Origin of the sequence: Rhizobium sp. Nf11,1, from assembly GCF_050587665.1 — a bacterium.
Lineage (GTDB): Bacteria > Pseudomonadota > Alphaproteobacteria > Rhizobiales > Rhizobiaceae > Rhizobium.
Map to the genome: position 1 here is coordinate 148,911 of NZ_JBOBHU010000012.1, position 21,690 is coordinate 170,600.

Below are 21,690 nucleotides of genomic sequence, written 5' to 3' on the forward strand. Positions count from 1 at the left end.
CCGAAAGAGGCGTAGAGCATCAATCGGGAGAGCCTGCGTGAACGGCGGACATCAGCACCGGGTATTCGGCAAGCGGGCGCAGGAACATATTCTGATCCTGGCAAGCGGTGACAAGGTCCGCCACATGACAGTTCGCCCGTGGATGGCCGCTCTCGCCTTCTGCTTCCTCGGCGTCTTTTCCATCGGCTATCTCCTGGCGACCTCCTATCTCGTCCTGCGCGACGACCTGATCGGCGCCACTATGGCGCGCCAGGCCCGCATGCAGCACGACTATGAGGACCGCATCGCCGCCCTTCGCGCCCAGGTCGACCGCATCACCTCCCGTCAACTTCTTGACCAACAGGTAGTGGAAGACAAAGTCGACAAGCTGATGGAGCAGCAGATGGCGCTCACCTCACGCCACGGCAAGCTCGACAACTTGCTCGATCGTGCCGAAAGCTCCGGGCTCACAGATAAGGAAAGCGCGCCGTCTTCGCCTGCGCAATCCTATGCCCCGGCCATTAAGGACAAGCGCGCTTCGCTCGGCGAAAGCGGCATCGAGGCTATCGAGAAACAGCTCGCAGGCGGCGCACCAGCCGACGCCACTCCCGACAATACGACTCTTGCCTACGTGCCGGCCACAGAGACGGTCGGCGATCGCGCCGACCGCATCTTCTCCAAGGTGACGCTGTCGCTGAAGGATGTCGAACAGGACCAGCGCAACCGCGTCGAGCAACTGACGAGCGACGCCGGCAATGCCGCCAATGCCATCGAGAGCGTGCTGACCCGGTTCAAGATTCCGATGCCCGAGACCGCTACCAAGCAGGACTGGGACGACAGCGCCGTTGGCGGCCCGTTCGTCGAGCCGGAGAGCAATGACGATTTCAACAATTCGCTGATCGCTCTCGACGGCGCGCTGACACGGCTCGAAGCTGTGCGTAATACCGCCGAATCCCTGCCCTTCCGCAACCCTGCCGTCGGCAAGGAAATGACCAGCCCCTTCGGCAACCGGCGCGATCCTTTCCTGGGCCGCCTGGCGCTGCATTCCGGCGTAGACTTCCGCTTTTCGCCGGGCGAAAAGATCCGCCCGACAGCGCCCGGCAAGGTGATATCAGCCGGCTGGACAGGCGGTTACGGCAATATGGTCGAGATCGATCACGGCAACGGCATCTCGACGCGTTATGGCCACATGTCCCAGGTTCTGGTCACGGCCGGCGATACGGTCGACCGCAACGACGTCATCGGCCTTGCCGGCAGCACCGGCCGCTCGACCGGTACCCATCTGCATTATGAAGTGCGCCAGAACGGCCATGCGGTCGATCCAGTATATTTCATGAATGCGGGCCTTAAACTCGCCACCTATATCAAGTAATACCCGCCCGGTAACCAAAGCTTCACTCTGCACAGGGTGCGGCCTCTCTATTTCTTGACTTGCCGGCCATTCGGAGCTATGTCGCGCTGCATTGCGGCATGCAATCCCGCCGACTCGTTCAGAGCTCGGCCGAACCGGAACGGAAACAGTTTTCCCTTTGACGACATTCGCTGACCTTGGCTTGAGCCAAAAAGTGCTATCGGCCGTTGCCGATGCGGGCTATTCGACCCCCACGCCTATTCAGGCGGGAGCCATTCCTTTTGCGCTCGAACGCCGCGATATTTGCGGCATCGCGCAGACGGGCACCGGCAAGACGGCATCCTTTGTCCTGCCGATGCTGTCGCTTCTGGAAAAGGGCCGCGCCCGCGCCCGCATGCCCCGCACGCTGATCCTCGAGCCGACGCGCGAACTCGCCGCTCAGGTCGCCGAGAATTTCGAGAAGTACGGCAAGAACCACCGCCTCAATGTCGCGCTTCTGATCGGCGGCGTTTCCTTCGAGGACCAGGATCGCAAGCTCGAGCGCGGCGCCGACGTGCTGATCTGCACGCCCGGCCGCCTGCTCGACCATTTCGAGCGCGGCAAGCTCTTGATGAGCGGCGTTGAAATCCTTGTCATCGACGAGGCCGACCGCATGCTCGACATGGGCTTCATTCCCGACATCGAGCGCATCGCCAAGCTCATCCCCTTCACCCGCCAGACGCTGTTCTTCTCGGCCACCATGCCGCCGGAGATCCAGAAGCTCGCCGACCGGTTCCTGCAGAACCCGGAGCGCATCGAAGTGGCAAAGCCCGCTTCGGCCGCAAAGACCGTGACGCAGCGCTTCGTCGCCTCGCACAGCAAGGATTACGAGAAGCGCGCGGTTTTACGTGAGCTGGTCCGCGCCCAGACCGAACTCAAGAACGCGATCATCTTCTGCAACCGCAAGAAGGATGTCGCCGATCTCTTCCGTTCGCTCGAACGCCACGGCTTCTCCGTCGGTGCGTTGCATGGCGACATGGACCAGCGTTCCCGCACGACGATGCTGCAGAACTTCCGTGACGGTAACCTCCAGTTGCTGGTGGCCTCCGACGTTGCCGCCCGCGGTCTCGACATTCCCGATGTCAGCCACGTCTTCAATTTCGACGTGCCGATCCACTCCGAGGACTATGTCCACCGCATCGGCCGCACCGGCCGCGCCGGCCGATCCGGCGCCGCCTTCACTCTCGTCACCAAGCGCGACACGAAGTTCGTTGACGCCATCGAGAGGCTGATCGGCGAAAATGTCGAATGGCTGAATGGCGACCTGAACTCGCTGCCACCGGCGGAAGAAGGCAAGGACAGCGACCGTCCTCGCCGCAACGGACGCGAACGTGGCGACAAGGATCGCGGGCGCGGACGCGGCAGACACAGTACTGCGAGTCATAAATCTGATAACGACATACAGGATAATGACGTCCAAGTGATCACAGCAGCACCAGCAAAGGCCGAAGTCGTGAAGAACGAGCGCAAAGCAGAGCAGAAGCCGCAAAACAATGCGCGCAACAATCGGCCTTATCCGGCAAATGACGACAGCCGCGACCGCCGCCGTCATCGTGATCACGACGACGGCCCGACCCCGGTCGGTTTCGGCGACGATATCCCCGCCTTCATGCTGATCGCCGGCAGCGCCAAGGTCTAGCATCCATTGGGCAAGCCTGGCGTCGACTTCCCGGGCCTTGGCGTCGGCTTGGTGATCCTACGCCAAGGTAGGATCCTTCTCTACAAGCGCATGCGCCCACCTGAAGCCGGCTACTGGAACATCGTCGGCGGCAAGGTCGATCACATGGAGTCGGCTGAAGAAGCTGCGCGCCGCGAGGCCGAGGAAGAAACCGGCCTCAGGATCGGCCGGATCGAGCGCATCGGCATGACCGAACAGATCATCGATGCCGACCGCCAGCACTGGATCTCCATCCTTTATCTCGCGCGCGACGTCGATGGCGAGCCGCAATTGACCGAGCCGGACAAGCTTTCGGATTTCGGCTGGTTTCCCTTGACGGATTTGCCGGAACCGCTGTCAGCCTTCACCAAGGCGGCGATCGCAGCCTTGCCACCCGCTCAACTTTCGGCGCGAAGCGCCGCCTCATAGGCGAGCCGCACCCACTTCGCCATCAGATCGGGATCGTCGTAAGCCTCTTCGGGAATCGACCAGTAGGGCATTTTCACCGGCTTGCCCTTTTTGCCTTCATAGGCCCATTGCGTGGCGCCGGCGGCAGCAAATTCCGGAGCGCTCGTCTCATCGGCTTTCAGTAGCATCTCGTCGCGCACTTCGACGGCGACGATGCGCCCGAGATGATAGATGCCCTTGCCTCCGAACATGCGCTTGATCGTGACGGGGCCGAGCCCCTGAAACATTTCCTCGATTCCGGCATTATCCATTCTCTGTTTCCTTACCCGCCAGCCGCATTACAGCGTGTGATAATCCCGGTTCATATAGATGAGCGCCGGGTGCTTCTCGCTGAAGCGGACGGCGGCGACCTCACCGAAGATGACATTGTGTGTCGGCATTTCCTTGATGTCGGTCACCCGACAATCGAAGGCGGCGAGCGCATCGGCAAGAACGGGGGCGCCGGTGACGAGCGTGTCGAAACGGCCGCTGGCGAAGCGCTCGTCATTGGCAATCGCGGTGCGCCCGGAGAAAGCGTCGGCGACGGCCTGGTGGTGGGCGCCGAGCGTGTTGAGCACGAAGATGCCGCTGCGGAAAAAGATCTCGTTCTTCGGATTGGTATTGTTGAGGCAGATCAGCACCGAAGCCGGGTTGTCCGAGACCGAGCAGGCGGCGGTGATGGTGACGCCGCGGCGCAGACCTTCCATTGCCGTCGTCACAAGCTGCACATGACCGGCATAACGGCTCATGGCATCGCGATAAAGGCCGGGGTCGATATGCTGCCTGTTCAACACGTGCTTCTCCCGCGTGCTCTTCTGCCTGCGTCGTTCCTTAAATCGGGATCGATTTAGGAGAACTATGCAGCAATTCAAAATGCTACAGTGTCCTTTGCGCGACTGAAATGAGGTCCGGCACCGTAGTTCGACTTGCTATCGCGCCAATATGGCGAGCATCGGTTACCTTTTCTACAATAGGACCGGTGAAAAGCGCTGGGTTCCGCTTGTTTTTCTTTGACGATTGCGGCCTTACGGATAAAAGGGCATGGACGATGGCTAGGGATCTTCGCCTTTCATGATCAACCTGCGTGGCATAGCAGCCTTTCTGACGCTGCTCGGAACGGCGGCGCAAGGTCATGCGGCCGGCGTGACGATCGGCGTCGTCGCCCCGCAGGGCGGGCCGCTCGGCCTGCTCGGCGCGCAGATCGCCGCCGGCGCCGGTTTCGAGATCCAGCAATCAGGCAATACGCTCGTCGCCGTCAACGAGAGCTGCGAGGACAATAGCGGCGCGGCGGTCGCCGATGCGCTCGTGAGTGCCAAGGTGCAGATTGCCGTTGGTTTTCTCTGCAGTGAGACGCTGGAAGGCGCACTGCCGAAGCTGAAGGACGCCAATATTCCCGCGATCACCGTTTCGGCACGTTCGCGCATCCTGATGGAGGATGCGCTGAAAAACGGCTGGCCGCTCTTCCGCTTGGCACCGGCCGACGGCACTGAGGCGGCAAAGATCATCGAGGTGATCCTCAAGGACTGGGCAGCCGACCCCATCGCGCTGATCGAGGACGGCACCATTCATGGCCGCGAACTGACGGAAGCTGTGCGCAATGCGCTGGAGCAGAACGGCCTGAAGCCAGTTTTCACCGATACCTACCGGCCGGGACAGGAGCAGCAGATCGCCCTCGTCCGCCGCCTGAAACGGGCCGGCGCCACAAGGGTCTTCGTTGGCGGCGATCGCAACGATGTCGCCGTCATGGCCCGCGACGCCAAGGCGGAAAACATTCCGCTGTCGATCCTCGGCGGCGACGCTATGCGCGCCGCCGATCAGCCGCAGCCTCTCGCCCCCGGGGTGCGTGCCGTCGCCCTGCCCGAATATGCTCTTTTTCCAGAAGGCGCGCCGGCGGCCGGCGCTTTGCGCGCCAAGGGCACCGAGCCTGAAGGTTATGTCCTGCCATCCCTGGCGGCGGCCCTGATTGCCGGCCAGGCGGCCGAAGCCGCCGCTGCCGCCGGCAAGCCGCTGCGGGAGACCCTTGTCGGCACGACGTTCCAGACACCAATCGGCGCGGTCGCCTTCACCGGCGCGCACGAGCTTTCGCAAAACCCCTACCGCCTGCTTGAATGGCGGGGCAATGGCTTTTTTCCACCTGCTGCGCCGACGCAATGAGCGGCCGCCAGCCCTGAATTCCGGCGCCGTGCGCAGATGGCGCCCATACGGGAGTAAGACTTGATGACGCTGCCCATTCGCATTGCCCCTTCGATCCTCGCGGCGGATTTCGCCAGGCTCGGCGAGGAGGTGCGCGACGTAACGGCCGCCGGCGCCGACTGGATCCACCTTGACGTGATGGATGGGCATTTCGTGCCGAACATCTCCTTCGGTCCCGATGTCATCAAGTCGCTGCGTTCCTATACGAATGCCACTTTCGACTGCCATCTGATGATCTCTCCGGCCGATGACTACCTCGAAGCCTTCGCCAAGGCGGGCTGCGACCGCATCACCGTGCATGCCGAATCCGGGCCACATCTGCACCGCTCGCTGCAAACCATCCGCAATCTTGGCAAGAAGGTCGGCGTGACGATCAATCCGGCGACGCCGCTGAGCGCCATCGAGAACGTGGTCGACGACGTCAACCTCATCCTCATCATGTCGGTCAATCCCGGTTTCGGCGGGCAGAAATTCATTCCGGCGATGACGGCCAAGATCGCCGCGGCAAAGTCTCTGATCGGTGACCGGCCGATCGAACTCGAGGTTGACGGCGGCGTCACCGTAGAAACGGCGCCTGATATCGCGCGCGCCGGCGGCAACGTGCTCGTCGCCGGCTCGGCAATTTTCAAGGGCGGTACGGTCGACAGCTATCGTAAGACCGTCGCCGAATTGCGTCAGGCAGCCGAAGGGGCACGAGCATGAGGAAGCGTCTGATCTTTGGTGGCATGATTGCCGCCGCATTGGCCGGCCTGCCCGGCTTGTCGCTGGCCGGAGACATTGCCAGCATCCAGCCGATCGGCTTTTCCGCTGACGGCAAGGTCTTCGCATTTCAGGAATTCGGCATCAAAGAAAACAGCAAGACTCCCTATTCGGAAACCTACTTCATCAATACCGACGGCGGCCAATATCTCGAAGGCACCCCCTTTCGCACCGAACTGACGGATAAGGACGCCAATCTTTCCAGGGCTCGCCGGCAGAACTTAACGGCGGCGCGCAGCCAGATGGATAAGTACGACCTTCTGACAAATCCGGGTCTGATTGCCGCCTTCAACCCACCAACCGAGCTCGGCTCGCCCTCGAAGACACTTCGCTACACCACACTTGCGATCGATGGGCCACCGAAGACGCCCTATACGCTCTCACTCGGCGAGATGCCGGTGCCGACGCCGAAGGAATGCGCAACGGTCGACAAGCGTGTCCTTGGTTTCAGCCTGCAGATGATCGAGAAGGAAGGTGTCCCGAACCGTCAGGCTGCGCGGCAGGCAACGGCTGTTCCGGCCGAGCGCACATGCTCGGTCGAATTCAGGATCGGCGGCGCGGTGGTCTACCAGCCTGAAGACGGAAATCAAATTCACATTGCGCTGGTTCTCGCCTTCGATGCTGAGAGGAACGGACGCTGGATCGCCGTCCCGGTCCATCCCTGAGCATGGATCGCCCCAGGATGGATCGCCTAAGGGCGGCAAAGCCGCCCTCCTCCGATCTCTTTGCCGGCGCGTTGCTCTGGGGCGTGCAGATGCTGGCCGCCGCCATGCTCGGCCTTTACCTCCGCAACGGCCTCGAGACGAGCCGGCTCGCCGAGGTGGCGGCACTCTATTTTCTCGGCGGCCTGCTCTCCTGGCCCTTCGCCCTGCCGGTCGCTCGGTTTTTTGCCTATAACAAGCCACCGGAAGCGCGCTTCGCCGCCTTTTTCGTGACGCTGACGGCAGCCACGATCCTGATGACCGCCTTCCTCTTCGCCATGGAATACCGGATCTTCTATTCGCGCTGGCACGCGCCCTTCGGCAGCGTCGCCTGGGCCTTCCAGTTTGTCTTCACCGGCATCAGTGCCGTCTACCAGTTCCTGGTGATCGGCCTTCGCCTTTTCCTGCCGCTCGGCCTCGTCTGCCTTGTCGTCAGCAGCTATCATCTCACCAAACGCATGCGTTGAGATTGCCGCCGGTCTTTGCTACAGGGGCGCTAACTCAATGAAGCAAACCTCTCGAAGTGAAGGCAGCCGCCCATGATCCCGCGTTACTCCCGGCCCGAAATGGTCGCCATCTGGTCTCCCGAAACCAAGTTCCGCATCTGGTTCGAGATCGAGGCGCATGCCTGCGACGCGCTGGCCGAACTCGGCGTCATCCCGAAATCGGCGGCAAGGACGATCTGGGAAAAAGGGGGTGCGGCCACCTTCGACGTCGCCCGCATCGACGAAATCGAGGCGGTCACCAAGCATGACGTCATCGCCTTCCTGACTCACCTCGCCGAAATCGTCGGCCCGGATGCGCGCTTCGTCCACCAGGGCATGACCTCATCAGACGTGCTCGACACCTGCTTCAACGTCCAGCTGGTGCGCGCCACTGATATCCTCATCGCCGATCTCGACCGGCTGCTCGCAGCACTGAAAACCCGCGCCTTCGAACACAAGGACACCGTCACCATCGGCCGCTCGCACGGCATCCATGCCGAGCCGACCACCTTCGGCGTCAAGCTGGCGCTTGCCTATGCCGAATTCGAGCGCTGCCGCCAGCGTCTCGTCGCTGCCCGCGAGGAAGTCGCGACCTGCGCCATCTCGGGCGCCGTCGGCACCTTCGCCAATATCGATCCGCGCGTCGAGGAACATGTCGCCAAAGCACTCGGCCTGAAGGCCGAGCCGGTCTCGACCCAGGTCATCCCGCGCGACCGCCACGCCATGTATTTCGCGACCCTCGGTGTTGTCGCCTCGTCGATCGAGCGGCTCGCGACCGAAATCCGCCATCTGCAGCGCACCGAAGTGCTGGAGGCGGAAGAATACTTCTCGCCCGGCCAGAAGGGCTCCTCGGCCATGCCGCACAAGCGTAACCCGGTGCTGACCGAAAACCTTACCGGCCTTGCCCGCATGGTCCGCTCCTACGCCCTGCCGGCCATGGAAAACGTCGCCCTCTGGCACGAGCGCGATATCTCCCATTCCTCGGTCGAACGCATGATCGGCCCGGACGCCACAGTCACCCTCGATTTCGCCCTGTCGCGTCTGGCCGGCATCGTCGAAAAGCTGCTGGTCTATCCCGAAAACATGGAGAAGAACCTCAACAAGTTCCGCGGCCTCGTCCACTCCCAGCGCGTCCTCCTGGCGCTGACCCAGGCCGGCACCTCCCGCGAAGACGCCTACCGGCTGGTGCAGCGCAATGCCATGAAAGTCTGGGAACAGGGCAAGGATTTTCTGGAAGAGCTGCTGGCTGATGCTGAGGTCAGGGCTGCCTTGTCCGAGGAGGATATTCGGGAGAAGTTCGATCTCGGATATCACACCAAACACGTCGACACGATCTTCCGCCGCGTCTTCGGCAACGCTTGAGCGGACTGCAACGATGTGACGGCGTCTTGTAGCCGCCGTCAGACTGTTGACAAACTACTGCGAAAGCCGCGACGTCATCCTCGGCTTTGTTGTGCCGAGGATCTGCGCCGACCCAATTAAGTGACTGAAAATAGATGTTTTCCTGTCAAGAAACTGCAGTGGTTAGATGCTCGGCACAAGGCCGAGCATGACGGACGAGACTTTTTTAACAGACTGACGGGGACTTCGCAGGCGCCGTTTTCATTTCTGTCTTTTTCTTTTTGTGATTGCAGAATGGATGATGGTTAGCTTTTCTCAAGTGGCCGTTGTTTCTGCTTCGATGCTTTGGCATTCGCAGAGCGTTTGCGCGCCTGCGCCTTTTTCGGTGGTGGCATCGCTAGCTCAATCTCGGTCGTTTGGCAGGCCTCCGTCTGCCCCCTGCCCTTGGCGGCCTTGGCGACCAGTTCGTCGAGATGTTTCAGCTCTTCCTCGTCGAGATTTTCGATGCCGATAAAGCGGTTCTCCGCATGGCTTGTCAAAATGATTTCGTTGAGTTTGGCTTGGATTGCCCGGGTGTCGCGCGTCTGGGCGTTCTGCAGGACGAAGACCATCAGGAAGGTGATGATGGTCGTTCCCGTGTTGATGATGAGCTGCCAGGTTTCCGAATAGTCGAAGAAAGGTCCGAGCAAGGCCCAGATAATAACGACGCACAGTGCCAGGATGAAGATGACGGGCTTACCCGCCCATTCCGATGTCTTGCTTGCGAAGCGGGCAAACAGATGCGTCATCATCACCTCTGAAATCTCTCCTCGGAGTAAAAAAACTCCGAGGCAGGTTCCAGGTTCCCGAAAATCGGGGGATCCCACGGTATGAAGGTTTTCCCGCGGGCAGGACCGAAGCTACACAGCTTCCCGCGCAATCAGCTTGCGGTAGAGATGCCAGGTCGCGTGGCCGAGGATCGGGATAACGAGTGCGAGTCCGGCAAAGACCGGGATGGTGCCGACGACGAGAAGTCCGGCGACGATCAGGCCCCAGAGCAGCACCGGTACCGGATTGGCGATCGTCGCACGAATCGAGGTCACGACGGCGGCAACCGCTCCGACGTCGCGGTCGAGCAGAAGCGGAAAGGTGATGACCGATATCGCCAGCACGACGAGCGCGAAGACAAAACCGATGAGATTGCCCCAGATGATCAACTGCAGGCCCTGGGCCGTACCGAAGACCTGGCGGGTGAAGTCCGTCATGGTGCGCGGGAACACATCACCGAGAAGATTGGCGTACAGCGTCTGTGCCGTCACCAGCCAGACGACGAAAAGGGCAAAGAGCATCAGTCCGACGGCGATGATCGATGGCAGCGCCGGCGAATGGCGCACCTCAAGCGCATGCGTCCATGACGTATCGAGGCCTTCCTCGCGTCGGCGGCTGATCTCATAAAGACCGATCGCCGCAATCGGACCGATCAGCACGAAACCGGACATCAGCGGGAATATCATCGGCAGCAGGTTGGCGCCGGAGGTCCACAGCGTCAGGAAGACGCCGGCGATTGGATACATCAGGCACAAGAACACATAGTGGGAAGGCTTTTCACTGAAATCGTCGAGCCCGCGCTTCAGCGCGTCGAAGACGTCGGCGATACCGATGCGATTGACCACGGGCCGCGCCAGGTTTTCACTGGCACCCGTCATGACATGAAATGCCGCCATGGCTTTCTCCTCCTCAGCCGAGACTTTGGTCGGCCGCGGATACGCATCGGCGGGCAAGCCGATACGAAATCCGCAACCGGCACTCGAGCAACATAACAAAATTCATCGCCCGTGTCGCTCTCTCCCTTGCCGCCCCCTCTTGACATCTTGGGCGGGCTTTCTCACATCGGCGGCACTATGAAAGCCTCAGACGCAGATATCCTTATCATCCCCGGCTATACCAATTCCGGCCCCGGCCATTGGCAGAGCCGCTGGGAGGCGAAGCTCAGCACGGCGCGGCGCGTCGAACAGGCCGAATGGACGAAGCCGGTCCGCGAGGACTGGATCGCCCGTATCGCCGAAGAGGTGAACGCCTCGACCCGCCCCGTTGTGCTCGTCGCCCATTCGCTCGGCGTGCCCTCGGCAATCCATGCCATCCCGCATTTCCGCAAGCGGGTGGCAGGCGCTTTCCTCGTCGCTCCGCCTGAAGTCACCAATCCGGATATCCGCCCCAAGCACCTGATGACCTTCGGGCCCTATCCGCGCGACCCACTGCCCTTCCCTTCCATCACCGTCGCCAGCCGCAATGATCCGTTCGGCAGCTACGAGCATGCCGACGATATCGCCAGTTGCTGGGGTTCCTTCCTCGTCGATGCCGGCGAGGCGGGACATATCAGCGCTGAATCCGGGCACGGCCCCTGGCCGGAAGGAACAATGGTCTTCGCCCAGTTCCTCAGCCGCCTCTCTGTCTGATTTGGGAGACCCGGCGCTCGTCATTTCAGCGACTACTTTCTAAGGCTTTCTTAATAGAAGTGCCGCAGACTGCGCCGAGATGAAATCAGCGAGAATGCCCGTGAGGAAAGCCCATTCAGGGGCCCATGAAGCGCATGGCGATCCTGCAGCGGCTGAGGCCGGCGATGGGTCGACCGACGATTCTGATCTGGCTGAGCGCGAGAGCCGCTGGAACCATGCGCTTGTTGGTTCCGGCCTCGGCGTATGGGACCACAATTACCGTCTAAACCGGAAATATTATTCGCCGACGTGGAAAACCATCCGGGGAATGGCGCCGGACGAGGACGTCGCCGGCGACTACGAGGCTTGGCTGCAACTCGTCCATCCGGACGACCGCGACTTCGTCGCTCATGCGATCGACCGGCAGAATGCCGGCGATCCGGATTATCAGATCTTCCAATATCGTGAACGCCACAGGGACGGCCACTGGGTCTGGATCGACTGCCGTGGGGCCTGCGTCGAGTGGGATGAGAATGGCGTACCGACGCGCGTCGTTGGAACGGATACCGATATCACCGCCCGCAAGGAAGCCGAGGAGACGCTGTCGCGCCTATCGCGCCGGCTCGACCTGGCGCTGGAAGTTTCCCGCATCGGCGTCTTCGAGGCCGATATCGAAAACGACGTCGTCGAATGGGATGATCGCCTGATTGCCATCTACGGCTTGCAGGGTGCGGCACGCAAGATCGGCGGTGACGCCTGGGCCAAGAGCCTGCATCCGGATGACCGTGAACGCGTGCTCGGCCTCGCCGATCGCAGCGTCGAAAGCGGCAGCGATTTTCAGCAGGAATACCGCATCATCCGCGGCGACGGAGTCGAACGAATCATCCGTGCCCGCTCGGCCTTCTTCGTCGACGGCAATGGCCAACGCAAACTGATCGGCGCCAATTGGGACGTCACCGAGGAGGTCGCGCTTCGCAACGAGCTGCAGCGCGCCAAGGAACTGGCGGAAGCCCGTAACCGCGAACTCGAAGCTGCCAAGGAGAGCATCGAGCATCTGGCCTTGCACGATTATCTCACTGGTCTGCCGAACCGCCGTTATCTCGACAAGATGCTGGACGACCGCGCGGCGGAATGCCGGGTTAACGGTCTCGCTTTGGCGGTTCTGCATATCGATCTCGACCGCTTCAAGCAGATCAACGATACCCTCGGCCATCGGGCGGGCGACGCAATGCTGCAACACACCGCAAATGTGCTCAGACATTCCGTTCGCGCCGCTGATTTCGTCGCGCGTATCGGCGGTGACGAATTTGTCATCCTCTGCGCCGTCGATGCTGCATCGAAGAAGATCGCCAGCCTGGCCGAACGCCTGATCCGCGAATTGCGCCGGCCCGTCAGATATGAGGGGCATGACTGCCGTTTCGGCGCCAGCATCGGCATCGCGGTCGATGGCGGCGCCAAGCTCGACGGCAAGCAGACGCTGCTCGACGCCGACATTGCGCTCTATCGCGCCAAGGGTCTTGGCCGAAACCGCTTCGAATTCTTCTCGGCATCGGCCCGCAAGGATATCGTCTCCGCCAAGCAGCTCGCCGATGAAATCCTCATCGGCCTGGAGCGCGATGAATTCGTGCCGTTCTATCAGTTGCAGTTCGACGCCCGCACGCTCGATGTCACAGGCATCGAGACGCTCGCCCGCTGGCAACACCCCGTGCACGGGCTGCTGACGCCGGACCGCTTTCTCGATATCGCCGAGGATCTCGACGTCGTCTCGACGATCGACGCCCTGATCCTGGAGCGCGCGCTGGCAGACCGGCGTGCCTGGATCAAGGATGGGCTGTCGATCCCCAAAATATCGGTCAACGTTTCCGCCCGGCGGCTGACCGATCCCGACCTCGGCAAAAAGCTCCGCGCCCTGAAGATCGAACCCGGCGCCATCGCCTTCGAACTGCTGGAATCGATCTCGCTCGATGATTGCGACGAGGCGGTGGCCGCCAATTTGAAAAAGCTGCGCAAGCTCGGCATCGACATCCATATCGACGACTTCGGCACCGGCCACGCCTCGATCGTCAGCCTTCTGCGCCTGAGCCCGAACACGCTGAAGATTGATCGCGAGCTGATCCGCATGCTGCCGCAATCGGCCGAGCAGCGTAAACTCGTCGGCGCGATCATCGATATCGGGCGCTCGCTCAATATTCTCGTCATTGCCGAGGGCGTGGAGACGGCGGATCATGTCCGCATTCTGGAGCAACTCGGCTGCGACACGCTGCAGGGCTATGCGCTCGCCCGGCCGATGCCGGCCATGCAGATCCCCTCCTTCATTCGCGCCGGATGCTGGCGCCTCGGGCTGACCGCCGCGCGCGGCCTGCAGACGCATCTTCGCCGCGCGCTGCCAAGCAGAAGAGTCAAATAAATCCTGTATAAGCGGCCCGCCATTTCGCCTTCATTCCACCGTAGAGGAAAAGCCGCTAGACTCGTAAAGCGAATTCATTCGATTCTCTTGGCGCTATTCCGTAAAATCCGGAAATAGGGCCACCAAATCCGGGAACCGCGGCCACGAGTCCGGAAACCGGGGAAGGAGCGACAGGCGGATTGTGAAACACTCTCTTTTCCTTTAAGGGGACGCCACGAGATCGATCCACTCGCGCTATCCCAAGAGCGCCAACAACAGAGAATGACCAAGATGAACCGTCGCCGCCGTATCTACGAGGGCAAGGCAAAGATTCTGTATGAGGGTCCGGAGCCGGGCACTTTGATCCAGTTCTTCAAGGACGATGCCACCGCCTTCAACAAGAAGAAACACGAAGTCATCGACGGCAAGGGCGTCCTCAACAACCGCATTTCCGAATATATCTTCAGCCACCTGAACAAGATCGGCATTCCCACCCATTTCATCCGCCGGCTCAATATGCGCGAGCAGCTGATCAGGGAAGTGGAGATGATCCCGCTGGAGATCGTCGTGCGCAACGTCGCTGCCGGTTCTCTCGCCAAGCGCCTTGGTATCGAGGAAGGCGTCGTGCTGCCCCGCTCGATCATCGAGTTCTATTACAAGTCCGATGCGCTCGACGATCCGATGGTCTCCGAAGAGCACATCACCGCCTTCGGCTGGGCCAATCCGGCCGAGCTCGACGACATCATGGCACTTGCCATCCGCGTCAACGATTTCATGACCGGTCTCTTCCTCGGCGTCGGCATCCAGCTTGTCGATTTCAAGATCGAATGCGGCCGCCTCTTCGAAGGCGATCTGATGCGGATCATCCTCGCCGACGAGATCTCGCCGGACAGCTGCCGGCTCTGGGATATCGAAACCCGCGAGAAGATGGACAAGGACCGCTTCCGCCGCGACCTCGGTGGCTTGCTTGAAGCCTACTCCGAAGTCGCTCGCCGCCTCGGCATCATCAATGAAAACGAGCCTGTGCGCGGCACCGGCCCCGTTTTGGTTAAGTAAAGATCGTCTGGTCAAGTAAGGCAGGAAAGACAAAGTGATCAAGGCTCGTGTCACCGTCACGCTGAAAAACGGCGTTCTCGATCCGCAGGGCAAGGCCATCGAAGGGGCGCTCAGCGCCCTCGGCTTTTCGGGCGTCGGCCATGTAAGGCAGGGCAAGGTCTTCGACCTCGAGCTCGAAGGCGCCGACAAGGCCAGCGCCGAGGCAGACCTCAAGGCGATGTGCGAAAAACTGCTCGCCAACACGGTCATCGAGAATTACGCGATCGCGATCGACTGACCTGCAGACCTGCCCGTCAACCGGCGGGTCTTATGGATTGAGCGTCATGCTGAAGACAAAGCTGGAGACGGAAGTCTCAAAATTCATGAGCTATGTTTTGCGCCATGCGCCGGATGCCGCAGGCTTGACGCTTGATGCCGAGGGTTGGGTATCGTTCGATGATCTCGAAAAGGTGCTGACGTCGAAATACGGCGTCTCCCGCGCCGATATCGTCGAGATCATCGACAACAGTCCGAAGAAGCGCTTCACGCTTGTCGATAACAGGATCCGCGCCAATCAAGGTCACAGTGTCGCGGTCGATCTGGCGTTAGCCCCGGTTGAACCGCCGGCAGTTCTCTTTCACGGCACGTCACTCACGAACTGGCCGTCGATCGAGCGCGAAGGCCTGAAGAAGATGGAGCGGCACCACGTCCATCTGTCGGCCGACATCGATACGGCGAAAATTGTCGCCGTGCGCCGCAAGGGCGACTATATCATTCTGCGTGTCGACGCAGCCGCCATGTTTTCAGAAGGCCATTCTTTCTTTGTCGCGGACAATGGAGTATGGCTCGCCGAGAGCGTTCCAGTCCAATATCTTTCGCGAAATGCGGGGACTCTATGAAATCAGCCGTCGTTCAACTTCCGGGCCTCAACCGCGATCGCGACATGATCGCCGCTCTCGCCAAGATCTCGGGTCACCAGCCGGTGACGATCTGGCAAACGGAGACGGAAATCCCCGACGTTGACCTGATCGTCATCCCCGGCGGCTTCTCCTATGGCGATTATCTGCGCTGCGGCGCGATCGCCGCCCGAATGCCGGTCATGCAGGCGATCATCGACAAGGCTGCAAAGGGCGTGAAGGTGCTCGGCGTCTGCAACGGCTTCCAGATCCTCGTCGAAGCGGGCCTGCTGCCGGGCGCGCTGATGCGCAACGCCTCGCTGAAATTCGTCTGCCGCGAGATCAAGCTCGAAGTCGTCAATGCCGAGACGGATTTCACCCGCGCCTACGCGCAAGGACAGGTCATCCGTTGCCCGGTCGCCCATCACGATGGCAATTATTTTGCCGACGAAGCGACGCTGGCGAAGATCGAGGGCAATGGTCAGGTTCTGTTCCGTTATGCCGAGGGCACCAATCCGAACGGTTCGATCAACGACATTGCCGGCGTGATGAACGAAAAGGGCAATGTGCTCGGCATGATGCCGCATCCCGAAAACCTGATCGAGGCCGCCCATGGCGGTTCGGATGGCCGGGGCCTCTTCGCCTCGGCGCTCGACGTCGTCGCCGCCTGACCTCACCTCAGCCATGCCGCCCGCAGGCCTACCGCGGGCAACGGCATGCAGCCGAGGAGACCTTCATCCGGATCACTGGAGCAAGATCAATGCGCCCTCGCCTCACCGTCGCAAACGCCGCTTTGTTGACCGCTCTGGCAACCGTTGTCGCGGCCTGCCAGTCGCCGGCACCGGCGGCAGGCCCAAACCGGGCGGCGTTGCCGACGATGGAGCGCGTAGCGCTCGGCGCCAATGCCTGCTGGTTCAAATCTGGCGATCCGGCCTTTGCAGCCTATAAGCTCGCTCCGGAACTCAATTCCTTCTCCGGTCGGCCGCGCATCCTGCTCGTCCACAAGGGCAGCCCGGAAAGCCGGCCGCTGCTCGTCGTGCAGGCCGAGGGAAGCCCTGCCCATCTGCAGGCCTTTGGTCCGATGATGCAGGAGCCTGTCGCCGGCCGCATCGCCGCCGACGTCAATCGTTGGTCCGGCGGCAACAGGGCCTGCAAATGACCGCTGCGGTCGCCCGCAGCATCAGTCCCAGAAAAATGACTTGCTGATTTCGCGTGCAGCTTCGGACTGCGAAACCCCGATATCCTTGAGTCCTGCCGCAGTAAGCTCCCTGAGCGCGCGCCGGCCCTCCCGCTTCTGATGCCAGAGACGAATGGCGGCCCAGATCCGTCCCAGATGCGTCGTCGCTTCGGCAGGCGGGCTGGGAAGGATGACGCGCCTGTCCTCATAAGAGACAACAGGTACAATTGGCGTGTTGATTTCCGGCAATGCAGACATTTCAGGGATCCTCTCGGCTCATCCTTGGGATTGACTCTTAATCTTGACAGGCACGCGGTGACAATATAAGCAATTGTCACCATGACAAATTGGCTTCCTGATCTTTCCCGCGGCTCCGGGCCGGTCTATCTCCGACTTGCCGACAGCATCGAATCCGCCATTGCGAGCGGCGCCCTTCCCGCCGGCAGCAAGTTGCCGCCGCAGCGCAATCTTGCCTACGACATCGGCGTGACGATCGGCACGATCGGCCGCGCCTATGCACTGGTGCACGAGCGCGGCCTGGTCGCCGGCGAGGTGGGCCGGGGCACCTATGTGCTGAACCGCGCCGAGACGCCGCCCGGCGAACAAACCGATGCACTGGCCGTCTCGCTCGGCGGCACTCGCTTTCAGGACGCGCCCGCCGACAAGATCCGTTTCGATACGACAGCCGCCCCAGACCTCGGCCAAGGCAAGATCATCTCAGCCATCCTCGCCGAGATCGGCGAACAGCATCTCACCGAGATTTCCTCCTATTCCCGTAGTTTTCCGCGCAACTGGTTCGACGCCGGCCGCCGCTGGCTTGCCCGCAGCGGCTGGACACCGGAGGTCGAAAACATCGTACCGACGCTCGGCGCCCATGCCGCGGCGGTCGCCGTTATTGCCGCTGTCTCGGCGCCGGGCGACAAGATCGTCTTCGAAAATCTGACCTATACCCAGGTCAGCCGCAGCGCCCGCCTTCTCGGCCGCCGCACGGTGACGGTCGATTCGGACGAATTCGGCGTCATTCCCGACGATTTCGAAAGGCTCTGCCAGCAGCAGCATCCGAAGATCGCCTTCCTGATGCCGACGGTTCATAATCCGACAGTGACGATCATGCCCTACGAGCGGCGCGCAGCGATTGCTGCAATTGCCAGAAAGCACAGCGTCTGGCTAATCGAGGACGACCTCTACGGCGGCATGGCCGACGATGAGACGCCGCTCATCGCCGCGCTTGCGCCCGACCGCACCTTCCTGGTCAATGGCCTGTCGAAATCGGTCGCCGCCGGTGTGCGCGGCGGCTGGGTCGCCTGCCCGCCACACTTTGCCCAGCGCATCAAGGTGACGCACAGGATGGTCACGGGCGGCCTGCCTTTCATTCTGGCGGAGACCTGTGCCCGCCTGGTCGAAAGCGGCCGGGCGCACGAGATCCGCAAGGAAGTTATCGGAGAACTCTCCTGGCGCGCCCACCTCGCCCGCGAGTATCTGCAGGGTTTCGACTTCGCGTCGCACCCGCATGCGCCCTTCCTCTGGCTGAAACTGCCGGAGCCCTGGATGTCCGGCACCTTCAAGAATGCAGCCTTTCGCGACGGCGTGCTGGTCGATGACGAAGACGAATTCAAGGCGGCTCGCAGCGAGAAAACCTATTACCGCATTCGCATCGGCTTCTCCTCACCCAAAACGGGCCAGGAATTGACCGCAGGCCTGATGATCCTGCGCCGGCTGCTGGAAAATGGCGGATCCGCCTATGATGGCGAAATATGACCTGTTGCAAATACACGCCATAATCCCGAAAAAAAGCACACGCCTGACGAGAGCGCTTTACCACTGCGACCCCCATGCTACCTCTTTGTTATTCCCGCTTGGTGCGAATCAAAGGACGGCAGATGAGGGTCGAGTTCGGAAAGATCGCGTTACGCTTCTTGGGGCTGGCATCCGTGGCGGCCGTAGCCGTCACCTCGATGGCGGGTTCGGCCAATGCCGGCGAGCAGATCTTCGATGAATTGCGTTTCGGGGCCTCCGCCTCGGTGCAATCGGGTCGTGCCGGGGAAGATGGCGTCTTTCCGGAGATTACCGCTCTCTTCGATCCTTTCGGATATGAGGAGGCTGTCGGCTGGCAGCAACAGCTGTTGCATCCTCGTGTCCATCTCGGCACGTCGATCGGAACTTCGGGTGAAGCAACCCAATTCTTCACGGGCTTCACCTGGACAGTCGATCTCAATGCAAAACTCTTTGCCGAAGCCGGATTCGGCGGCGTCATCCATACCGGCGAGCTGGACGACAATGATGACGGCCCGGAACTCGGCTGCCGCGTCCTCTTCCACGAATATGTCGGCGCCGGTTACCGTTTAACCCGCAATTGGAACGTGATGGCCCAGATCGCCCACTCCTCTCATGCCGATCTCTGCGACGGCCCGAATGACGGAATGACGCGCGCCGGCATCCAGATCGGCTACAAGTTCTGAGCGATTGCCGCCTTTACGAGAAAAGCCTGCCCGCCCTCTGTTGACGGCGGGCTTTTTTCTGTCGCGCGTCGCCGCTACATAAGCTAAAGACAGCGCAAAACGCGCCAGGGACTTTCCGCTCATGACCATTCCAAACACCATCCCGATCACGCCGGAACTCATTGCAAGCCACGGCCTGAAGCCGGACGAGTACCAGCGCATCCTGGATCTGATCGGCCGCGAGCCGACCTTCACCGAGCTCGGCATCTTCTCGGCCATGTGGAACGAGCACTGCTCCTACAAATCCTCGAAGAAATGGCTGCGCACGCTGCCGACCAAGGGGCCACGCGTCATCCAGGGGCCTGGCGAGAATGCCGGCGTCGTCGATATCGATGACGGGGATTGCGTCGTCTTCAAGATGGAAAGCCACAACCACCCCTCCTATATCGAGCCATACCAGGGTGCTGCGACCGGCGTCGGCGGCATCCTTCGCGACGTCTTCACCATGGGCGCGCGCCCGATCGCCGCGATGAACGCGCTGCGTTTTGGCGAACCGGATCATCCGAAGACCCGCCATCTCGTCTCCGGCGTCGTTTCCGGAGTCGGCGGTTACGGCAATTCCTTCGGCGTTCCCACGGTCGGTGGCGAAGTCGAGTTCGATGCGCGTTATAACGGCAACATACTCGTCAACGCCTTTGCCGCTGGTATCGCCAAATCCAACGCCATCTTCCTCTCCGAAGCCAAGGGCGTCGGCCTTCCGGTCGTCTATCTCGGCGCCAAGACCGGCCGCGACGGCGTCGGCGGCGCGACAATGGCATCGGCCGAATTCGACGAATCGATCGAAGAAAAGCGCCCGACAGTTCAGGTCGGCGACCCCTTCACCGAAAAATGCCTGCTCGAAGCCTGCCTCGAGTTGATGCAGACCGGCGCCGTTATCGCCATCCAGGACATGGGTGCGGCCGGCCTCACCTGCTCGGCTGTCGAAATGGGCGCCAAGGGCGATCTCGGCATTTTGCTGGAACTCGACAAGGTGCCGGTCCGTGAAGAGCGGATGACCGCCTATGAGATGATGCTGTCGGAAAGCCAGGAGCGCATGCTCATGGTGCTGCAGCCGGAAAAGGAAGAGCAGGCCAAGGCGATCTTCGTCAAATGGGGCCTCGACTTCGCCATCGTCGGCAGGACGACCGACGACCTGCGCTTCCGCGTCATGCATCAGGGCGAAGAAGTCGCCAACCTGCCGATCAAGGATCTCGGCGACCAGGCGCCGGAATATGACCGCCCCTGGCGTGAATCCGGCAAGCCTGCGCCCCTGCCCGCCAATCTCGTCGCGGCGCCTAAGGATTACGGCCAGGCGCTGCTCCAGCTCGTCGGCTCCGCCAATCAGTCGAGCCGCCGCTGGGTCTATGAGCAGTATGACACGCTGATCCAGGGCAACTCGCTGCAGCTCCCCGGCGGCGACGCCGGCGTCGTGCGCGTCGATGGCCACAAGAGCAAGGCGCTTGCCTTCTCCTCCGACGTGACGCCGCGTTATGTCGAGGCCGATCCCTTCGAGGGCGGCAAGCAGGCGGTCGCCGAATGCTGGCGCAACATCACCGCGACCGGCGCCGAGCCGCTTGCCGCCACCGACAATTTGAACTTCGGCAACCCCGAAAAGCCCGAGATCATGGGCCAGTTCGTGCAGGCGGTGAAGGGCATCGGCGAAGCATGCCGCGCGCTCGACTTTCCGATTGTCTCCGGCAACGTCTCGCTCTACAACGAGACCAATGGCGTCGCCATCCTGCCGACGCCGACGATTGCAGGCGTCGGCCTGCTGCCGGACTGGCGCAAGATGGTCCGCATCGGCAGCGCCAATGACGGCGACAAGGTGATCATGATCGGCGTCGACGGCAGCCATCTCGGTCAGTCCGTCTATCTCAGAGACCTGCTCTCCAGTCGTGAAGGGCCGGCGCCAGAAGTCGATCTCTTCGCCGAGCGCCGCAACGGCGATTTCGTCCGCTCCGTCATCCGCAACGGCCAGGCGACCGCCTGCCACGACATATCCTCGGGCGGTCTGGCCGTCGCGCTCGCCGAAATGGCCATGGCCTCGGACAAAGGCATGAAGATCGATCTGGGCGAAGGCAAGGGTGCTGCGCATGCGCTGCTCTTCGGCGAAGACCAGGCCCGTTACGTGCTGACTGTGCCGGCCGATGTCGCCGATTTCATCTGCGTCAATGCAGAAGGCGCCGGCGTTCCCTTCCGTCGCCTCGGCACGGTCGGGGGCGATACACTTGATGTCGGCGATCTTATTTCACTGCCGATTCAGCAATTGCGCGATGCCCATGAATCGTGGTTCCCTGACTTCATGGAAGGCCGCGGCGAGCTTGCCGCGGAATGATGCGCAAGGAGTAACGAT

The 21,690-nt window shown here is 61.5% G+C and carries 23 protein-coding genes; 18 read left to right on the top strand and 5 right to left on the bottom strand.

Features of this window, described 5'->3' with window-relative positions; genetic code table 11:
• The first annotated feature begins 37 nt into the window (after positions 1–37).
• The 3 genes from ACQ7C1_RS19065 to ACQ7C1_RS19075 all read left to right on the top strand — a co-directional run bounded on the left by ACQ7C1_RS19065 (position 38) and on the right by ACQ7C1_RS19075 (position 3,455).
• Positions 38–1,351, top strand: coding sequence for a peptidoglycan DD-metalloendopeptidase family protein (locus ACQ7C1_RS19065; RefSeq protein WP_430959432.1), 1,314 nt, complete (start codon positions 38–40; stop codon positions 1,349–1,351).
• Positions 1,352–1,508: 157 nt separating this feature from the next.
• A complete protein-coding gene (locus tag ACQ7C1_RS19070) occupies positions 1,509–3,008 on the top strand; it encodes a DEAD/DEAH box helicase (RefSeq protein ID WP_085778297.1) in 1,500 nt (499 codons plus the stop codon).
• Between the two features lie 6 nt (positions 3,009–3,014).
• Positions 3,015–3,455 (top strand): NUDIX domain-containing protein, encoded by a 441-nt coding sequence (locus ACQ7C1_RS19075; RefSeq protein WP_430959433.1) that lies wholly within the window; start codon positions 3,015–3,017, stop codon positions 3,453–3,455.
• On the opposite strand, the gene ACQ7C1_RS19080 is transcribed toward ACQ7C1_RS19075, so the two are convergent.
• Both ACQ7C1_RS19080 and ACQ7C1_RS19085 read right to left on the bottom strand, forming a co-directional pair.
• Positions 3,425–3,745, bottom strand: coding sequence for a TfoX/Sxy family protein (locus tag ACQ7C1_RS19080; RefSeq protein WP_064705086.1), 321 nt, complete (start codon positions 3,743–3,745; stop codon positions 3,425–3,427). The genes ACQ7C1_RS19075 and ACQ7C1_RS19080 overlap by 31 nt on opposite strands.
• A gap of 27 nt (positions 3,746–3,772) precedes the next feature.
• Positions 3,773–4,267: a flavin reductase gene (locus tag ACQ7C1_RS19085; protein ID WP_085778299.1), complete on the bottom strand. Its 495-nt coding sequence runs from the start codon at positions 4,265–4,267 to the stop codon at positions 3,773–3,775.
• 277 nt (positions 4,268–4,544) lie between these two features.
• Between ACQ7C1_RS19085 and ACQ7C1_RS19090 the strand changes: the two genes are divergently transcribed.
• The 5 genes from ACQ7C1_RS19090 (at position 4,545) to purB (ending at position 8,973) form a co-directional block, all read left to right on the top strand.
• Positions 4,545–5,627, top strand: a complete 1,083-nt coding sequence (locus ACQ7C1_RS19090; RefSeq protein ID WP_097599265.1) for a branched-chain amino acid ABC transporter substrate-binding protein — start codon at positions 4,545–4,547, stop codon at positions 5,625–5,627.
• 63 nt (positions 5,628–5,690) lie between these two features.
• On the top strand, positions 5,691–6,368 hold the full coding sequence (gene rpe / locus ACQ7C1_RS19095; protein ID WP_097599264.1) for a ribulose-phosphate 3-epimerase: 678 nt from the start codon (positions 5,691–5,693) through the stop codon (positions 6,366–6,368).
• Complete coding sequence (locus tag ACQ7C1_RS19100) at positions 6,365–7,090, top strand: DUF2259 domain-containing protein (protein ID WP_430959434.1); 726 nt, start codon at positions 6,365–6,367, stop codon at positions 7,088–7,090. Before rpe ends, ACQ7C1_RS19100 begins: the two co-directional genes overlap by 4 nt.
• Before the next feature lie 17 nt (positions 7,091–7,107).
• Positions 7,108–7,593, top strand: coding sequence for a hypothetical protein (locus tag ACQ7C1_RS19105; protein ID WP_430959435.1), 486 nt, complete (start codon positions 7,108–7,110; stop codon positions 7,591–7,593).
• A 72-nt stretch (positions 7,594–7,665) separates the two neighbouring features.
• A complete protein-coding gene (gene purB / locus ACQ7C1_RS19110) occupies positions 7,666–8,973 on the top strand; it encodes an adenylosuccinate lyase (RefSeq protein WP_430959436.1) in 1,308 nt (435 codons plus the stop codon).
• Positions 8,974–9,257: 284 nt separating this feature from the next.
• Here the strand turns inward: purB and ACQ7C1_RS19115 are convergent, their stop codons facing one another.
• Both ACQ7C1_RS19115 and ACQ7C1_RS19120 read right to left on the bottom strand, forming a co-directional pair.
• The gene (locus tag ACQ7C1_RS19115; protein ID WP_097599372.1) at positions 9,258–9,740 is read right to left on the bottom strand and encodes a low affinity iron permease family protein; all 483 of its coding nucleotides are present in this window, start codon (positions 9,738–9,740) and stop codon (positions 9,258–9,260) included.
• A 111-nt stretch (positions 9,741–9,851) separates the two neighbouring features.
• On the bottom strand, positions 9,852–10,655 hold the full coding sequence (locus tag ACQ7C1_RS19120) for a DUF2189 domain-containing protein (RefSeq protein WP_097599260.1): 804 nt from the start codon (positions 10,653–10,655) through the stop codon (positions 9,852–9,854).
• A gap of 177 nt (positions 10,656–10,832) precedes the next feature.
• On the opposite strand from ACQ7C1_RS19120, the gene ACQ7C1_RS19125 reads away from it, so the two are divergent.
• The 7 genes from ACQ7C1_RS19125 to ACQ7C1_RS19155 all read left to right on the top strand — a co-directional run bounded on the left by ACQ7C1_RS19125 (position 10,833) and on the right by ACQ7C1_RS19155 (position 16,842).
• Positions 10,833–11,387: an RBBP9/YdeN family alpha/beta hydrolase gene (locus tag ACQ7C1_RS19125; protein ID WP_085778306.1), complete on the top strand. Its 555-nt coding sequence runs from the start codon at positions 10,833–10,835 to the stop codon at positions 11,385–11,387.
• A gap of 94 nt (positions 11,388–11,481) precedes the next feature.
• Entirely contained in the window at positions 11,482–13,773 is a 2,292-nt protein-coding gene (locus ACQ7C1_RS19130; RefSeq protein WP_430959437.1) for a putative bifunctional diguanylate cyclase/phosphodiesterase, read from the top strand.
• Between the two features lie 270 nt (positions 13,774–14,043).
• Positions 14,044–14,808, top strand: coding sequence for a phosphoribosylaminoimidazolesuccinocarboxamide synthase (gene purC, locus ACQ7C1_RS19135; RefSeq protein WP_085780082.1), 765 nt, complete (start codon positions 14,044–14,046; stop codon positions 14,806–14,808).
• 34 nt (positions 14,809–14,842) lie between these two features.
• Positions 14,843–15,085, top strand: coding sequence for a phosphoribosylformylglycinamidine synthase subunit PurS (purS, locus tag ACQ7C1_RS19140; RefSeq protein WP_085778308.1), 243 nt, complete (start codon positions 14,843–14,845; stop codon positions 15,083–15,085).
• Positions 15,086–15,131: 46 nt separating this feature from the next.
• Positions 15,132–15,686, top strand: coding sequence for an RNA 2'-phosphotransferase (locus ACQ7C1_RS19145; protein WP_430959438.1), 555 nt, complete (start codon positions 15,132–15,134; stop codon positions 15,684–15,686).
• Positions 15,683–16,354, top strand: coding sequence for a phosphoribosylformylglycinamidine synthase subunit PurQ (gene purQ, locus ACQ7C1_RS19150; protein ID WP_430959439.1), 672 nt, complete (start codon positions 15,683–15,685; stop codon positions 16,352–16,354). The genes ACQ7C1_RS19145 and purQ overlap by 4 nt, the downstream gene beginning before the upstream one ends.
• Before the next feature lie 89 nt (positions 16,355–16,443).
• Positions 16,444–16,842, top strand: a complete 399-nt coding sequence (locus ACQ7C1_RS19155) for a hypothetical protein (RefSeq protein WP_430959440.1) — start codon at positions 16,444–16,446, stop codon at positions 16,840–16,842.
• A gap of 21 nt (positions 16,843–16,863) precedes the next feature.
• On the opposite strand, the gene ACQ7C1_RS19160 is transcribed toward ACQ7C1_RS19155, so the two are convergent.
• A complete protein-coding gene (locus ACQ7C1_RS19160) occupies positions 16,864–17,118 on the bottom strand; it encodes a DUF1127 domain-containing protein (protein WP_430959441.1) in 255 nt (84 codons plus the stop codon).
• Positions 17,119–17,199: 81 nt separating this feature from the next.
• Here ACQ7C1_RS19160 and ACQ7C1_RS19165 point away from each other — a divergent pair, with 81 nt between their 5' ends.
• The 3 genes from ACQ7C1_RS19165 to purL all read left to right on the top strand — a co-directional run bounded on the left by ACQ7C1_RS19165 (position 17,200) and on the right by purL (position 21,672).
• The gene (locus tag ACQ7C1_RS19165; RefSeq protein WP_430959442.1) at positions 17,200–18,618 is read left to right on the top strand and encodes a PLP-dependent aminotransferase family protein; all 1,419 of its coding nucleotides are present in this window, start codon (positions 17,200–17,202) and stop codon (positions 18,616–18,618) included.
• Positions 18,619–18,740: 122 nt separating this feature from the next.
• The gene (locus ACQ7C1_RS19170; protein ID WP_430959443.1) at positions 18,741–19,319 is read left to right on the top strand and encodes an acyloxyacyl hydrolase; all 579 of its coding nucleotides are present in this window, start codon (positions 18,741–18,743) and stop codon (positions 19,317–19,319) included.
• Between the two features lie 121 nt (positions 19,320–19,440).
• Positions 19,441–21,672, top strand: a complete 2,232-nt coding sequence (gene purL / locus ACQ7C1_RS19175) for a phosphoribosylformylglycinamidine synthase subunit PurL (protein ID WP_430959444.1) — start codon at positions 19,441–19,443, stop codon at positions 21,670–21,672.
• The last annotated feature ends 18 nt before the right edge of the window (positions 21,673–21,690 follow it).

Coding starts and splice junctions, on each gene's coding strand:
- ACQ7C1_RS19165 (WP_430959442.1), top strand. CDS start 17,200: ATGACAAATTGGCTTCCTGATCTTTCCCGCGGCTCCGGGCCGGTCTAT.
- ACQ7C1_RS19145 (WP_430959438.1), top strand. CDS start 15,132: ATGCTGAAGACAAAGCTGGAGACGGAAGTCTCAAAATTCATGAGCTAT.
- purC (WP_085780082.1), top strand. CDS start 14,044: ATGAACCGTCGCCGCCGTATCTACGAGGGCAAGGCAAAGATTCTGTAT.
- purQ (WP_430959439.1), top strand. CDS start 15,683: ATGAAATCAGCCGTCGTTCAACTTCCGGGCCTCAACCGCGATCGCGAC.
- ACQ7C1_RS19080 (WP_064705086.1), bottom strand. CDS start 3,745: ATGGATAATGCCGGAATCGAGGAAATGTTTCAGGGGCTCGGCCCCGTC.
- ACQ7C1_RS19120 (WP_097599260.1), bottom strand. CDS start 10,655: ATGGCGGCATTTCATGTCATGACGGGTGCCAGTGAAAACCTGGCGCGG.
- rpe (WP_097599264.1), top strand. CDS start 5,691: ATGACGCTGCCCATTCGCATTGCCCCTTCGATCCTCGCGGCGGATTTC.
- ACQ7C1_RS19125 (WP_085778306.1), top strand. CDS start 10,833: ATGAAAGCCTCAGACGCAGATATCCTTATCATCCCCGGCTATACCAAT.
- ACQ7C1_RS19100 (WP_430959434.1), top strand. CDS start 6,365: ATGAGGAAGCGTCTGATCTTTGGTGGCATGATTGCCGCCGCATTGGCC.
- ACQ7C1_RS19130 (WP_430959437.1), top strand. CDS start 11,482: ATGCCCGTGAGGAAAGCCCATTCAGGGGCCCATGAAGCGCATGGCGAT.
- ACQ7C1_RS19105 (WP_430959435.1), top strand. CDS start 7,108: ATGGATCGCCTAAGGGCGGCAAAGCCGCCCTCCTCCGATCTCTTTGCC.
- ACQ7C1_RS19160 (WP_430959441.1), bottom strand. CDS start 17,118: ATGTCTGCATTGCCGGAAATCAACACGCCAATTGTACCTGTTGTCTCT.
- ACQ7C1_RS19155 (WP_430959440.1), top strand. CDS start 16,444: ATGCGCCCTCGCCTCACCGTCGCAAACGCCGCTTTGTTGACCGCTCTG.
- ACQ7C1_RS19115 (WP_097599372.1), bottom strand. CDS start 9,740: ATGACGCATCTGTTTGCCCGCTTCGCAAGCAAGACATCGGAATGGGCG.
- purL (WP_430959444.1), top strand. CDS start 19,441: ATGACCATTCCAAACACCATCCCGATCACGCCGGAACTCATTGCAAGC.
- purB (WP_430959436.1), top strand. CDS start 7,666: ATGATCCCGCGTTACTCCCGGCCCGAAATGGTCGCCATCTGGTCTCCC.
- ACQ7C1_RS19170 (WP_430959443.1), top strand. CDS start 18,741: ATGAGGGTCGAGTTCGGAAAGATCGCGTTACGCTTCTTGGGGCTGGCA.
- ACQ7C1_RS19090 (WP_097599265.1), top strand. CDS start 4,545: ATGATCAACCTGCGTGGCATAGCAGCCTTTCTGACGCTGCTCGGAACG.